12 protein-coding genes are annotated in these 14094 nt (G+C 71.9%); 6 read left to right on the top strand and 6 right to left on the bottom strand.

Annotated features, from left to right (window positions below; translation table 11 throughout):
• Positions 1 to 132: 132 nt before the first annotated feature.
• Positions 133 to 558 carry a winged helix-turn-helix transcriptional regulator gene (locus SM447_RS13045; RefSeq protein WP_474573017.1) on the top strand — a complete coding sequence of 142 codons (426 nt, stop codon included), beginning with the start codon at positions 133 to 135 and terminating at the stop codon, positions 556 to 558.
• Positions 559 to 1109: 551 nt separating this feature from the next.
• Here SM447_RS13045 and SM447_RS13040 read toward each other — a convergent pair.
• The 6 genes from SM447_RS13040 to SM447_RS13015 all read right to left on the bottom strand — a co-directional run bounded on the left by SM447_RS13040 (position 1110) and on the right by SM447_RS13015 (position 8508).
• A complete protein-coding gene (locus SM447_RS13040; RefSeq protein ID WP_474573272.1) occupies positions 1110 to 1904 on the bottom strand; it encodes an endonuclease/exonuclease/phosphatase family protein in 795 nt (264 codons plus the stop codon).
• A gap of 222 nt (positions 1905 to 2126) precedes the next feature.
• Positions 2127 to 3632 (bottom strand): L-lactate permease, encoded by a 1506-nt coding sequence (locus SM447_RS13035; RefSeq protein ID WP_474573016.1) that lies wholly within the window; start codon positions 3630 to 3632, stop codon positions 2127 to 2129.
• Positions 3633 to 3676: 44 nt separating this feature from the next.
• Positions 3677 to 5437 carry an ABC transporter ATP-binding protein gene (locus SM447_RS13030; protein ID WP_474573015.1) on the bottom strand — a complete coding sequence of 587 codons (1761 nt, stop codon included), beginning with the start codon at positions 5435 to 5437 and terminating at the stop codon, positions 3677 to 3679.
• Positions 5434 to 7182, bottom strand: a complete 1749-nt coding sequence (locus SM447_RS13025) for an ABC transporter ATP-binding protein (protein WP_474573014.1) — start codon at positions 7180 to 7182, stop codon at positions 5434 to 5436. Before SM447_RS13025 ends, SM447_RS13030 begins: the two co-directional genes overlap by 4 nt.
• A gap of 89 nt (positions 7183 to 7271) precedes the next feature.
• Positions 7272 to 7874 (bottom strand): class I SAM-dependent methyltransferase, encoded by a 603-nt coding sequence (locus SM447_RS13020; protein ID WP_474573013.1) that lies wholly within the window; start codon positions 7872 to 7874, stop codon positions 7272 to 7274.
• Positions 7875 to 7896: 22 nt separating this feature from the next.
• Positions 7897 to 8508 (bottom strand): class I SAM-dependent methyltransferase, encoded by a 612-nt coding sequence (locus tag SM447_RS13015; protein WP_474573012.1) that lies wholly within the window; start codon positions 8506 to 8508, stop codon positions 7897 to 7899.
• Positions 8509 to 8617: 109 nt separating this feature from the next.
• Between SM447_RS13015 and SM447_RS13010 the strand changes: the two genes are divergently transcribed.
• The 5 genes from SM447_RS13010 to pstA all read left to right on the top strand — a co-directional run bounded on the left by SM447_RS13010 (position 8618) and on the right by pstA (position 14093).
• A complete protein-coding gene (locus tag SM447_RS13010) occupies positions 8618 to 9979 on the top strand; it encodes an MGH1-like glycoside hydrolase domain-containing protein (protein WP_474573011.1) in 1362 nt (453 codons plus the stop codon).
• A 189-nt stretch (positions 9980 to 10168) separates the two neighbouring features.
• A complete protein-coding gene (locus SM447_RS13005) occupies positions 10169 to 10813 on the top strand; it encodes a phosphate signaling complex PhoU family protein (protein ID WP_474573010.1) in 645 nt (214 codons plus the stop codon).
• Positions 10814 to 11030: 217 nt separating this feature from the next.
• Positions 11031 to 12104, top strand: coding sequence for a phosphate ABC transporter substrate-binding protein PstS (gene pstS, locus SM447_RS13000; RefSeq protein WP_474573009.1), 1074 nt, complete (start codon positions 11031 to 11033; stop codon positions 12102 to 12104).
• 85 nt (positions 12105 to 12189) lie between these two features.
• The gene (pstC, locus tag SM447_RS12995) at positions 12190 to 13182 is read left to right on the top strand and encodes a phosphate ABC transporter permease subunit PstC (protein ID WP_474573008.1); all 993 of its coding nucleotides are present in this window, start codon (positions 12190 to 12192) and stop codon (positions 13180 to 13182) included.
• Positions 13179 to 14093, top strand: coding sequence for a phosphate ABC transporter permease PstA (gene pstA / locus SM447_RS12990; protein WP_474573007.1), 915 nt, complete (start codon positions 13179 to 13181; stop codon positions 14091 to 14093). The genes pstC and pstA overlap by 4 nt, the downstream gene beginning before the upstream one ends.
• Position 14094 lies beyond the last annotated feature (1 nt).

Here is a 14094-nt window from a genome sequence, read left to right as displayed (position 1 = left end):
CCGTCGCCACGGCCACAGAGGGGTGGCCGCACACCAGTTACGATCAGTAAGAAACGTGCGCCCACCGGATTTAGTCCGGCTTTCCCATACGCACTTTGAAGTCAGCTACTGACCCATGAGGAACAAAGAGCCATGACAAGCACCCTTGGTGCCGAACTCGCACACCGCGGGGTCACGCCGGACTGCGCACGAACGATCGAGCTCGTCCGAGACGTACTCGCGCGGGTCGGCGACAAGTGGACGCTGCTGACCATCACGGCCCTAGCGTCCGGCCCGCTGCGCTTCACCGCACTACACGAGCATGTCGCCGGCGTCTCCCAGCGGATGCTCAGCCAGACGCTGCGCGCACTCACCCGCGACGGGTTGGTGACCAGGACCGCACACCCGGAAGTACCTCCGAGGGTCGAATACGCCCTGACGCCACTGGGCCGCTCACTGAGCGAGGCCGTGGACGGGCTCGTGCGCTGGGTCCGCGACCACCAGAGCGACATCGCCCGAAACCGCGACGAGTTCGACCAGGCACCGGCCGCGAACAAGGCCAGCCCGCCTCACCCATAGCCGGGCCACGGATCGCGCCTGCCGCACAATCTCAGGGGTTCAGACGCACTGTTATCGGCTGCGGGCGCGAAGTCCTCGGCCTGCGTAGCACCGCGTGCGACTCGCTGCTGGGCGTCATCGTCGGCCTGGTGATTTGCCTGACGGCTGTCAGCTTCGGGTGGGTAGGGCACGCGGGCATAGCCGCCCTGGCCGCTACTGGGATACCACAAGCCCGCCGGGGATACCGACTACAAGTGGCGCTCATTTTTCTGGTCACGACTGCAGCCTGCCTGGTAGTCGGCATCGTTCTCGGAGGCGGACTACGGGCGCCGTGGACTTGTTCTTCCCGCTGGCCTTCGCCCTGTCCGTCGGCAGCCTCGCGGGGACGACCGCTGCGTACTTGCCGTGGCGGATTCGTGCACAGAGAGGATAGGAGCAGCAGCCTCGAACCCCGAGCCCGGGCATCCGCTGTCGCCATGGCCGCGCTCGACGCCGCGGCAGATCCGGGTCCGCGCGTCCGGGTCGCGGCAGAAGAGAACCTTGAACGGTCGGTGCCGATGACGGCTGTGACCTTATGGCTGCAGGTCGGCGACCACCGCGAAGTGGTCGGATGGGTACCGTCCGTTGATCGGGTGGTCGCCAGCTAGGAACGCCCGCGGCACTGTGATCGTGCTGTCGGCGCGGCCGGGGCGGGCCAGGATGTGGTCGATGCGGCGGTCGATTTGCTTGCTCGCCTCCAGTGGTGCATCCGGGACGGCGGAGCTGAGCGTGACGGCGTTTGGGTCGCCGCCGCCCGCTGCCCAGGTGTCGACCATCACGTCGAGCAACGGAGCGAGTTCCGGCTGGTCTACCGCGGCGTTGAGGTCGGCCAGGAGCAGTACCGGTAGCCGGCCGTCGAGCCGAGGATCGGTGGCGAGCGCGGCGAGGGCTCGGCTCTGCGCGAGCTGGTCGGCGGCGTAGGCGGGTTCCCACTCGATGCAGGAGACGATCACGTGCAGCGGCCCGTGCGGGTGTTCCACAGTGGCCAGCAATGCGGTCGGAGGTGGGCCGGGCCGTTGGCCGTGCGGCAGGTCGTGGACCTCGGTGGCAAGGACTGGCCATTTGCTGATCAGGCCGATTCCCATGTCGATCCCAGCCTGTGTCGGATCTTCCGGCGGGTTCGGTAGCGGTGGAAGCGACGTCGGCGCGAACACCGCGGCCGCCGCCCCGAGCCGGTCGGCCAGTCGCTGCGCCTGTGTGGTGCCGTCGCCGGCCCAAGTCTCGACCAGCCCAACGACGTCCGGGCGGACCTGCTCAAGCGTTGCCGTGATGCCCGACTCTCGCTCCTGCCACGCACCGCCGAACCGCCACCAGAGGTTCCACATCATGACCCGCACAACGTTCACACTAAAGGCGGAGGCCGACTGAGGTGTGCCCTAGCGGACTGGGAGGACGTCGCGGAGTTCAGCCTCGCTCCCAACGGCACACTGACAGTCGGCCAGCTCGAGTACTAACCGCACGACATCCCCGAACTGCCCTCGCTGGAGCCGCAAGTCGAGCCGCCCGCCTGAGTCCCCTGCAAGTCCGGACGGGGCGTCGAGCACCGCCCCTCAGTGGACGAACCACCAGGCCAGCGCGCCGCCGAGGGCCACGTAGACGGCGGCGACCGGGAGCGTCAGGCGCAGCACCTCGTTCTCCCGGCCGGACAGCCCGACCGTGGCGGCGGCGGCCACCACGTTGTGCGGGCAGATGATGTTTCCGGCGGCGGCACCGAAACCCTGCGCTCCGAGCAGCGGCAGCACGGGTAGACCGGCCGCGGCGGCGGTGTCCTGTTGGAACTCGGTGAACAGCACATTGGAGGCGGTGGCCGAACCGGTCACGAAGGTGCCCAGCGCTCCGACGGCCGGGGCGAGCAGGGGCCACCACGGGCCCGCTGCGGCGGCGTCGGCGGCGAGCTGCCCGGTCATGCCGGCGTGGGACATGGTGAACGCGATAGTGATCATCGCGATCAGCGCCACGAGCACCACACCCAGCATCCGGGTCGCGGCGAGGAAGGCCGCCCGCACCTGGCGTACGGGCGCGCGCTGGGCCAGCGCTCCCGCCGCGAACGCCAGGGTGAGCAGCAGCGCCGGATGGTAGAGCGGCCGCACGCTGGCGCCGAAGTCGCCGAGCCGCCATTCGAGCACCACCTGGTACAGGGCCTGCTGCACCGGCGGCACCATCCGGGTGACCAGGACCAGGGCGACCAGGACGAGATACGGGGCGGCGGCCGCCAGCAGCCCGGGATGGTGGCCCGGTGGCGCGTCGTCGATCCGCGTGGTGCCCGGCCCACGGCGCGCGAGCAGCAGCGCGACGAAGCCGAGTACCCCGAGCAGGGCGCCGCCGAGCGTGGGCAGCTCAGGCCCCAGGTACCGGGCGATGAGCCCGTACGGGACGAAGAAGAGGATCGCGGCGGCGATGCCCCACGACCAGGGTGCCCGACCGGAAGTGCTGGCCCGGCCGATGATGAGCACGACGACGACGGCCAGGAGACCGCCGAGCACCATGTGGTACGGCGCGGTCGCCCAGGCCAGCTCGCCGCCGTCGTGCCCGGAGATGGCGGCCTGTGCCTGGATGGGGGTACCGACGGCTCCGAACGAGACACCGGCGGCGTGCCCGACGAGGGCGGCGGTGACCGCGGCGACCGGACGGAATCCGGCCGCGACGAGGAACGGTGCGGCAAGCGCGATCGGGGTGCCGAAGCCGGCCGCCCCCTCCAGGAAGAGCGTGAAGAACCAGGCGATGAGCAGCGCCGCCAGCCGTGGATCCGGGGTGATCCGGGCCAGCGCGGCCTGCAGGCGGTCGGTGGCGCCGGTGCGCTGTTGCAGCTGGTGGATGCCCAGCGCCGGACCGATGATGGCGATGACGGTCAGCGCGACGAAGAGCGCCTCGGCCAGCACGCCCGACACGGCGGCCGGGACGGACAACTGCCCGGTACGTCCGAAGCCGAAGACGGTGACGGCCAGCAGCAGGGTCCCGATCGCGGTGACCGAGCCGGCGCGCGCCGCCGACCACCTGGCGCCGAGCATCAGGGCCAGAACAGCCAGGATCGGCAGTACGGCGAGCAGGGTCCGCATGGGCCGTCAGGCTACCGGGTGCGCCGGCGCTCGCCGGACCTCGTTCAGCCGTGCCAGGAGCGCCAGAGGGCGGCGTAGGCGCCACCGGCGCGGACGAGTTCGTCGTGACTGCCCAGCTCGGTGATCCGTCCGCCTTCGAGCACCGCCACGCGGTCGGCGTCGTGGGCGGTGTTCAGCCGGTGCGCGATGGCGATGACGGTACGCCCGGTGACCACGGCGGCGAGCGCTCGTTCGGTGCGCCGGGCCGTTGTCGGATCGAGCGCGGCGGTCGCCTCGTCGAGGATCAGCGTGTGCGGGTCGGCGAGCACCAGCCGGGCCAGCGCGACCTGCTGGGCGTCGGCGGCACCGAGTTCGCGGGCACCGTCACCGACCTGTGTGTCGAGTCCGTCGGGCAGGTCGGCGTACCAGTCGGCGCTCACCGCGACCAGCGCGGCGCGCATCTGCTCGTCCGAGGCGTCGGGTGCGGCGAAGGCGAGGTTGTCGCGCAGCGACCCGATGAAGACGTGGTGCTCCTGGGTGACGAGGGCGATCCGGCGGCGTCGCTCGGCCGGGTCCAGGTCGGTGACCGGACAGCCGTCGAGGCTCACCACGCCCCGGCGCGGCGCGTCGATCCCGGCGAGCAACCGGGCCAGGGTGGACTTCCCGGCCCCCGAAGGGCCGACGATGGCGAGACGTTCACCCGGACGCACCTCCAGGTCGATGCCGTGCAGCACGTCGTGTCCGTCGGCGTACGCGAACCGTGCACCGCGCACGACGAGCCGTCCGGGCCGGGCGGGCGCCGGGCCGCGTGGCCGCGGTGTCCCGGCGATGACCGGGGCGGCGGCGGGTTCGGCCTGCTGACCGACCCCGAGCACGCGGGCGAACGAGGCGAGGCCACGTTGTGCCTGTTCCATCCATTGCAGCAGTCGATCCAGCGGGTCGATGGCCTGCTGGAGATAGAGCGCGGCCGCGACCACCTCGCCGAGCGTCACCATTCCCCGGCTCAGCAGGTACCCGCCGAACAGCAGCACCGCGGCGATCGGCAGCGGGTAGCTCGCCTCCACCACCGGGAAGAAGACCGACCGCAGGGCCAGGGTCGCCCGGCGGGTGGCCCACACCCGGCCGATGCGCTGCCTGCCGTGCGAGATGCGGTCCGCGCCGAGGCGCAGCGCCTCGACGGTGCGGGCACCCTCCGCGGTCGTGGTCAGCGCCTCGGTCAGCTCGGCGGTGGCGGCCCCCTCGGCGAGGTATGCCGCCCTGGCCCGGCGCAGGTACCAGCGGGTGACCGCGACGATCGACGGCAGCCCGGTCAGCGCGACCACACCGAGCAGCGGGTGCAGCAGGAAGATCGCGCCGAAGAGCAGCGACAGTTGGGTCGAGGCGATGACCATGACGGGCACCACGTCCCGGACGGTGGTGCCGACCGTCGCCACGTCGACCGAGCTGCGGGTGGCGAGTTCGCCGGTGCCGGCCCGTTCGACGACGGAGATGGGCAGGTCGAGCGCCCGCGAGACGAACTGCTCGCGCAGCCGGGCGACGGCACGCTCGCCGAATCGGTGGCCGGCGTACTGGGCGTAGCGGGTGAGCAGCCCGTGGGCGAGCACGCATCCGCCGATCGCGAACGCCAGGCGGTCCACGGCGGCGGCGCCCGCCCCGGCGGCGACCTCGTCCACGATCCTGCCCAACAGCCACGGCGTGGCGAGCCCGGCGACGGCGGCGGCACCGTGCAGCACCAGCACCACGACGACCGCGCGGCGGTCCACGGCGATGAGGTCCAGCGCGGACCGGCGGACGACCTTCCGGTCCGCGACCGGCAGTCCGCTCACCCCGGCACCCCGTCGACGGCGGACTCACTGGTCCGGGACACCAGGGCCCGGTAACCCGGGTCACGGTCGAGCAGGTCCGCGTGGGTGCCGGTGGCCACCACCCGGCGCTCGCGCAGGTACGCCACGCGGTCGGCGCAACCGAGCAGCAGTGGTGAACTGGTCAGCACGATCGTGGTCCGCCCGGCCCGCGCCGCGCGAAGTCGCTGCGCGATGCGCGCCTCGGTGTGCGCGTCCACGGCCGACGTCGGGTCGGCGAGGATCAGCACCTCCGGCTCGGCGAGCAGGGCCCGGGCCAGGCGTACGCGTTGTCGCTGCCCGCCGCTGAGGGTCCGGGCCCGGGCGCCGACCGGCATCGCGAGCCCGTCCGGATGGGCGTCGACGACGTCCTCCGCCGAGGCGGTACGCAGGGCCGCGTGCAGGTCGCCGTCGCTGACGCCGGCCCGGACCCGCAGGATCTCGCGCAGGGTCCCGGCGAAGAGGTAGGAGTCGTGGTCGGCGACGAGGATCCGATCCCGTACCTCATCGAGCGCGACCCTGCTCAGCGGTACGCCGCCCCAGGTCACGTCGCTGGCGACGTACCGACCGAGGCGGTCGGCCAGCGCGACGGCCTCGGCCGGCTCGTCGGCGGCGACGGCCAGCAGCCGCCCGGCGGGTACGGTCAGCCCGGTGGCGGGATCGTGCAGGTCGGCGGGCCGGTCCGGCGCAGGTAGGGCCGGCGTCCCGTCGACCGGCGACGGTGCGCCGGCCTCGTCCGGTGCCAGGGTGAGTACCGTAACGATCCGCCGGGCGGCGACCCGACCCCGGATCAGCTGGTGGCCGCCCTCGAGCAGGAACCACACCGGCACGATGAGCACCGCCACGTACCCGTAGACGGCGATCATCTGCCCGATCGTGATGTCGCCGGCCGAGGCCATCCGCGCTGCCAGCCACACCACGGCGGTCAGGAACAGTCCCGGGATGACGATCGTCAGCGCCTCGATCCAGCTGTTCACGGCGCCGACCCGGTAACCCTCGGTGAGCAGCTGCCGGGAGCGGGCCGCGTACCGGCGGGCGAACAGCCCCCGCCCGCCGACGCCGGCGAGCACGCGCAGCCCGGCCACGATGTCCGCGGCCCGGGTGGTGAGCATGCCCTGCTGGTGGCGGTAGACCGACTCGACCCGTTCGAGGCGGCGCAGCAGCGGGCCGACGACCAGCACCACCGCGGGCACGCCGAGCAGCACGAAGAGCGCCAGGAGCGGGGAGACCGACCACAGTACGAAGGCGACGAACACGTACGCGATGACCGCTCCGACGCCCGGACCGGTCATGGTCAGCACCGCCGAGGTGTGCGTGATGTCCGCGCCGCCCACGGTGGCCACCTCCCCGCTGGCGAGTCTGCGGGGCAGCACCGCGCCGATCCCGGCCAGGTGTCGTAGCAGGACGGCGGCGGTCCGGGCCGAGGCGTCCTCCCGGACGAACGTCATCGTGCGGTGCCGCATGATGCCCAGGTATGCCAGGAGCATTCCGGCGACGACGATCGCGGCCACCCACCACAGCAGCGCGCCGAGGTCGGCGGCGCGCAGTCCGTCGTCGACGGCGCGGGCGACGAGGTACGGCCGGACCGACAACCCGAGCATCCAGGCGGTACCGATGAGGCCGCCGCGCAACACCCGCCACGGCTGGCAGCGGACCAGCCACCAGATGTACCGGAGCGGCCCCCGCGTGTCCGGCACACCCGGATCGCGGTGGGGGAGCTGCGGGGGCATCCGGTCAGACTACGAGCACGCCCGCGATGCCCGCACGTCAATATGAGCCCGGTGGGGGCACGGGTGTGCCGCACCGCGGGCAGTGGCGGTCAGGCGGGCCGGCGCAGCACGGTGACGGCGAAGTCCGCGTCGTCGCGCCAGGGGCGCAGGTCCCAGGTGGCGAAGCGGTGTTCCAGGCGCAGTCCGGCACCGACCACATCGGCGTCGAAGTCCGCCAGCGGATAGCCCCGATCGGTGCCGAAGCCGACCGCGACCACCCCGTCCGGGCGCAGGTGCGCGGCGACGCGGCGCAGCACCTCCCGTTCGGTGCCCACGGCGACGAAGGCCATCACGTTGCCGGCGAGCACCGCCGCGTCGAACGGCTCCTCCTCGCCGGCCGCCGCGAGGTCCAGGTCGGCCAGGTCGGCGACGAGCCAACGCGGCGCGGGGTGGTCGGCGCGGGCCGCGTCGATCAGGACCGGATCGGCGTCCACGCCGACCACCGTGTGGCCCCGCCGAGCCAGTTCGGCGCCGACCCGGCCGGTGCCGCAGCCGGCGTCGAGGATTCGCGAACCGGGTGGCACCAGCGTGTCCACCAGCCGGGCCTCGCCGGCCAGGTCGGCTCCCTCGGCCGCGAGCTGCCGGAACCGGTCGACGTACCACTGCGAGTGCTCGGGGCCGGTGTCGGTGGCCCATCGGGTCGGGTTGTTCACGTCTGAACCGTATCCGGACTCCTCAGGGCAGCCGGGCGACGGTCACGAACTCGTTGTAGGTGAACAGCCTGCCGGCGGCGCGGGGGAACGGGAAGGAATACTGGCGCAGCACGGTCAGGCCGAGTTCCCGGCAGGTCTCGGCGGTCTCGGTGAAGCCGACGAACCGGACGTGGGAGGCGTCGCTGCGGTAGCCGCGCTCCTGCGGGGTGATGAAGACCGCCCGACCGCCCGAGCGGATGAACGGCAGGTACGACGCGACCACCTCGCGCGCCTGCTCGGCCGGCAGGTGTTCCAGCAGGTGCGCGGCGAGCATCGAGTCGAAGGCGTCCGGGCGGGCGTGGTCGGAGCGGAAGAACTCCTCGACGGTGTACGCCTCGAGTCCGAGGCCCCGCGCGTGGGCCACCGAGGTGGGGTTGTGGTCCACTCCCACCGCCCCCGCACCGAGGTTCACCAGATTGCGTCCGAGGCCGCAGCCGACGTCGAGGGTCCGACCCAACCCCAGCCGCCGTAGGTTCCACCGGTACGGCGCCTGCACGTCCAGCATCCGCTTCCAGCGCGCTCCGCCGAGGCGCTGCAGCCGCTGGGTGTAGCCCTCACTCTCGGTGTCCGTCGGGCCCTGTCCTGGCTGCCTCATCGGGCTCCCTCACCTCTCTGTCCGCTGGTCCTGGTCCACCCCCGCACCGTGAACTGCGTCACGATCGCCCTAGCGTAGCCTCGGGCGTACCGGTGCCAGGATGTGACGCATGGTGGACCAGACTGTTCCGTCGGCCGGGACGGACCCGGGGGTGCGCGGTGCCGCAGCCGGGGAGCACCGCCGGCTGTGGGAGCTGGCCCGGGACACCCTCGACGGCAACTGGGCGGGCGACCACACCGTGCCCTCACGCACCCTGTACCCGCATCAGTGGAGCTGGGACTCCGCCTTCATCGCGATCGGCTGGGCCCACCTCCGTCCCGACCGCGCCTGGACGGAGCTGACCAGCCTGTTCCGCGCCCAGTGGCGCGACGGCCGGGTGCCGCACATCGTGTTCAACCCGGCCGTTTCCGCCGGCGCCTACTTCCCCGGCCCCGGGTTCTGGGCCTCGGAGACCGTGGACGGGGCGCCGGCGGTGGCCACCTCCGGCCTGGTCCAGCCGCCCGTGCACGCCCTGGCCGCCTGGCACGCGTACCGGCGGATGCCGTCGGAGCGGGGCCGTGCCGCGCTGCGCCGGCTCTATCCGGGGCTGGTGGCGCAGCAGCGCTACCTCGCCACGTGCCGCGACGTCGGTGGTGGCGGCCTGGCGAGCATCGTGCACCCGTGGGAGTCCGGACTGGACAACAGCCCCGCCTGGGACGCGCCGATGTCCGCCGTGCCGGCCGAGGCGGCGGTGCTGCGCGCGTACCGGCGGCGGGACACCACGCACGCCGACCCCGCGCACCGACCCACCGACCTGGACTACGCGCGGTACGTCACCATCGTCACCGCGTACCGGACCGACGGGTACCGCGACGGCAGTCTCGCCGAACGGCATCCGTTCCTGGTGGAGTGTCCGCTGTTCAACGCGGCCATGGGTGCCGCGGAGTGGGCGCTCGCCCGGATCGCCGGGGTGATCGGTGCGGATCCGGGTCCGCACCGGCAACGGGCGACGCGGATCACCGAGGCCGTGGTGAACCGGCTGTACGACCCGGACAGCGGTACCTTCCATCCGCGCGACCTGCGTACCGACCGGCTGACCCCGGCCCGCACCGTGCTGGGCCTGGCCCCGCTGATCCTGCCCGACCTGCCGGCGCGGCAGGTCGAGGGGGTGCTCACCGAGGCCCGTTCGGCCCGCTTCGGCCTCGCCGCCCGGATGGCCCGACCGCTGCCCAGCCACGACCGCACCGCCACCGACTTCGAGCCGCTGCGCTACTGGCGCGGTCCGAGCTGGATGAACACCACCTGGCTGGTCCGGCGTGGACTGCTGCTGCACGGGCACGACCGGTTGGCGGCGGGGCTACGCTCCTCGATCATCGAGCTGGTTGCGTCGGCCGGTTGTCACGAGTACTTCCACCCGGACACCGGCGCGGGGCTGGGCTCACCGGCGTTCAGCTGGACGGCGGCCCTGCTGCTGGACGTGCTGGCCGACTGACCTGTTCGGTGGCGTACGGTCCGCCGGGCGTGGGGTCGCGTCCGCGCCCGACCCGCCGTCGCGCTCCCGGGCCGTGACCGGTGGCGCGACCCGGGGGCGGGTAGGTTGCTGTCCAGGGTCGGCCGGCCACCGCGCCGGTTCGGGTTCCACCGCGGGCGGGTGACCCGGTTGGACGGGAAGGGGCGCGTAATGGGCCGGGACAGCTTCGACGAGCAGCTCGACCGGCTCACCGGCGTACTGGCGTTGATGAGCCGGGAGGCCGGCGCGGCGATCCGGGGGGCCAGCGCCGCGCTGCTGGAGGTGGACCGGGGTGCGGCCGAGGCCGTGCTCGCCGGTGACGCGGTGCTGGACGCCCGGCGGGCCGAGGTGGAGGCGATGATCCCGGAGGTGCTGGTCCGGCACCAGCCGGTCGCCTCGGACCTGCGTGTGGTGGTGTGCGCGCTGCGGATCGCCGTTGCCCTCGAACGGATGGGTGATCTGGCGGTGCACGTCGCCAAGGTCGCCCTGCGCCGGCACCCGGTCGGAGTGGTCCCGGAGCCGGCGATGCCGGTCATGACGGCGTTGGCCGACGCGGCGGCGCGGGTCGCCGACAAGAGCGCGCTCGTGCTGGCCACCCGGGACCGGCTCGCCGCGATGCAGCTCGGACTCGACGACGACGAGGTCGACGCCGCCCAGGAACGCCTGCTGTCGCTGCTGGTCGCCGGCTGGCCCTACGGGGTGGAGTCGGCGATCGACCTGGCCCTGCTCGGCCGGTATTACGAGCGCTACGCCGACCAGGCGGTAAACGTCGCGCGCCAGGTCGTCTACCTGGTGACCGGCACGATCCGACTCTGACCCGGCAGGTGCGGCGGGCCGGATCCGGCCCGCCCCAATCCGGGCATCCGGTACGGCGCGACCTCAACGTCACATCCCGGCTCCGGTGCGGCCACCATCGAGCCGGCAAGTTCATTTTTCGTTCACCTGGGACCGGGAGTTCGGCTACCTGAGCCTCCTAGCTTGACTCGCGTACGGCCCGGACGGGCTGATGCACCCCGATAGAGAGGCTTACCTGGTGAACCGCAACGTGCTTTCGCGGCGCGTCCTTGCCGGCGTCGCGCTTGCCGCGCTCGCGCTTACCGGCTGTGGTAGCAACGGCAACAGCTCGGAGCCGGGCGGCAGTGGCGGCGACAGCGCCTACGCTGACCTGTCCGGCGAGTTGAAGGCGTCGGGCGCCAGCTTCCCGGACGCTTACTACCAAGAGGTCGTCGAAGCCTTCAAGGGCGAGGCCTCCAACGTGACGGTCACCTACAACGCGACCGGCTCCGGCACCGGCAAGAAGCAGTTCGGTGAGGGCCTGGTCGACTTCGCCGGCACCGACAGCCTGGTGAAGGACACCGACGGCGTGGCCGCCGGTTCGTTCCTCTACGTGCCGACGGTGGCGGCGCCGATCACGGTCTCCTACAACCTGCAGGGCGTGGACAAGCTTCAGCTCAGCCCGGAGACGCTCGCCAAGATCTTCCAGACCGACATCAAGACCTGGGACGACGCGGCCATCAAGGCCGACAACCCGGGCGTCGAAATGCCCAACACGCCGATCGTCGTGGCGCACCGCTCGGACGGCTCCGGCACCACCAGCAACTTCACCAAGTACCTCGACGCGGCCGCGTCGGGCACCTGGAAGCTGGGCAGCGGTGACACGGTGGCCTGGCCGGCCAGCACCCAGGGTGGCGAGAAGAACACCGGTGTCGCCCAGATCGTGCAGCAGACCAACGGTGCCGTGGGCTACGTCGACCTGAGTGACGCGAAGGCGACCGGTCTGAAGTTCGCCGCCATCAAGAACAAGGACGGCCAGTTCGTCGAGCCGACGCTGGAAGGCACCACCGCCGGTCTGGAGGGTGCCGAGATCGCCGACGACCTGAGCTACAACCCGCTCAACGCCGCCGGCGCCAACGCCTACCCGATCACCGCGCCGACCTTCATCATCGTCAAGACCTCCTACGACGCGGAGAAGGCCAAGCTGGTCAAGGGCTTCCTCACCTACCTGCTCAACGACGGCCAGGACCTGGCCAAGGAGATCGACTTCGCGCCGCTGCCGGCCTCCCTCAAGGAGAAGGCGCTGGCCCAGGTCGAGAAGATCCAGGGCTGATCAAATCAAGATCGCTAGGGCGTTCCAGCTGGGGACGGGATCAGGACGATCCCGTCCCTAGCGGGGTACCTGAGCTGGAGTAGAGATGACCTTGACGAACAAGTCCCCCGCCGCCAAGCCGATGCTGACCCAGCGCGGCAGCAGCGCCCTCGGCGACCGCATCTTCTCCTGGTGGACGCTCGGCACCGGCCTGCTGGTGCTCGCCATCCTCGGGCTGATCCTCATCACGACCGTGCGGGAGGCCTGGCCCGCGTTCGACGCGATGGGTCTGCGCTTCATCACCGAGCGGGTCTGGGACCCGAACCCGGCCACCGGCGACGCGATCTTCGGCGCGCTGTCGTTCGCCTACGGCACCGCGGTCTCGTCGCTGATCGCGCTGCTGTTCGCGGTGCCGGTCTCGGTGGGCATCGCGCTGTTCCTCACCGAGCTGGCACCGCGCCGGCTGCGCGGACCGGCGGTGACCGTGATCGACCTGCTGGCCGCCGTGCCCTCGGTGGTCTTCGGCCTCTGGGGCATTCTGGTCGTGGCGCCCGCGCTGGTCCCGATCTACCAGTGGATGCACGACGTCTTCGGCGGCGTTCCGTTGCTCGGCCGCCTCTTCGGCCCGGTCGGCGGCGGTCGCAACTTCATGACCGCCGGTCTGATCCTGGCGATCATGGTCACGCCGATCATCACCTCGATCACCCGGGAGGTGTTCAGCACCGTGCCGCGCGCCGACAAGGACGCCGCCCTCGCGCTCGGCGCCACCCGCTGGGAGATGATCCGGGGCGCGGTCTTCCCGCACAGCTTCGGCGGCGTCGTCGGCGCGGTGATGCTCGGTCTGGGCCGGGCGATGGGCGAGACGATCGCGGTGGCCCTGGTCATCGGCGGCGCCACGAACATCACGGCCAACCTGTTCGCGCCCGGCAACTCGATGGCTGCGGTCATCGTGCAGCAGTTCGGCGAGTCCACCGGCACGTTCACCGCCGCGCTGATCGGCCTCGGCGTGGTGCTGTTCGCGATGACGGTGCTGATCAACGTGCTCGCCCAGGTGGTCGTCCGTCGGGCCGAGGCCCGGATGAAGGGAAGCGTCGCGTGACCGTCACCGCACCGCCCGCCGCCCGCCCGGCCGCCGGCGGACCCGACCTGACCCGAGCGGCCCTGTCCGGCCGCCGCCGGTTCACCAACCACCTCGCCACGGCCGCCATCTGGGCCGCCGTGCTGCTCGCCGTCATCCCGCTGGCCCTGGTGACCTACACGGTCATCGCCAAGGGTGGCGGGGTGATGAGCCTGTCCTTCCTGACCGAGGACATCCCGAACTCATACCGTCGCCAGGGCGGGGGCATGGCCCCGGCGATCGTCGGCACGCTGCTCATCACCGGGATGGCCGCGCTGATGGCGATCCCGCTCGGTGTCTTCGGCGCGATCTACCTCAACGAGTACGGCAAGCAGCGGCCGCTGGCCCGGACCATCCGGCTGATGGCCGACGTGATGACCGGCGTGCCGTCGATCGTGATGGGTCTGTTCATCTACATCTCCTGGGTGCTGCTCGTCGGTGAGTTCACCGGCTTCGCCGGCGCGTTGGCGCTGGCCTGCCTGATGCTGCCGGTGGTCATCCGCAGCAGCGAGGAGATGCTCCGGCTGGTCCCGGACGAGCTGCGGCAGGCCAGCATGGCGCTCGGGGCCCGCAAGTGGAAGACCACGCTGACCGTGGTGCTGCCGGCGGCGATCTCCGGGATCACCAGCGGCTCGCTGCTGGCCGTCGCCCGCGCGGCCGGCGAAACCGCCCCGATCATCATCGTCACCGGCATCGCGTTCTCGCCGAACTGGAACCTGTTCGCCGGGTCGAACACGGCCCTGCCGGCACAGATCTTCCGCAACGCCAGTACCTCGTTCCCCGCCGCCCAGGACCGGGCCTGGGGTGCGGCGCTGACGCTCATCGTGATCGTGCTCGGCTTCACGATCATCGCCCGATTCATCTCCAGCCGGTTCGCCATCAAGGAGCGCTGAC

The organism is Micromonospora aridisoli, assembly GCF_056150025.1.
Note: the sequence above shows the minus strand (reverse complement) of the source record. Positions and strands in the feature narration are given on the sequence as shown.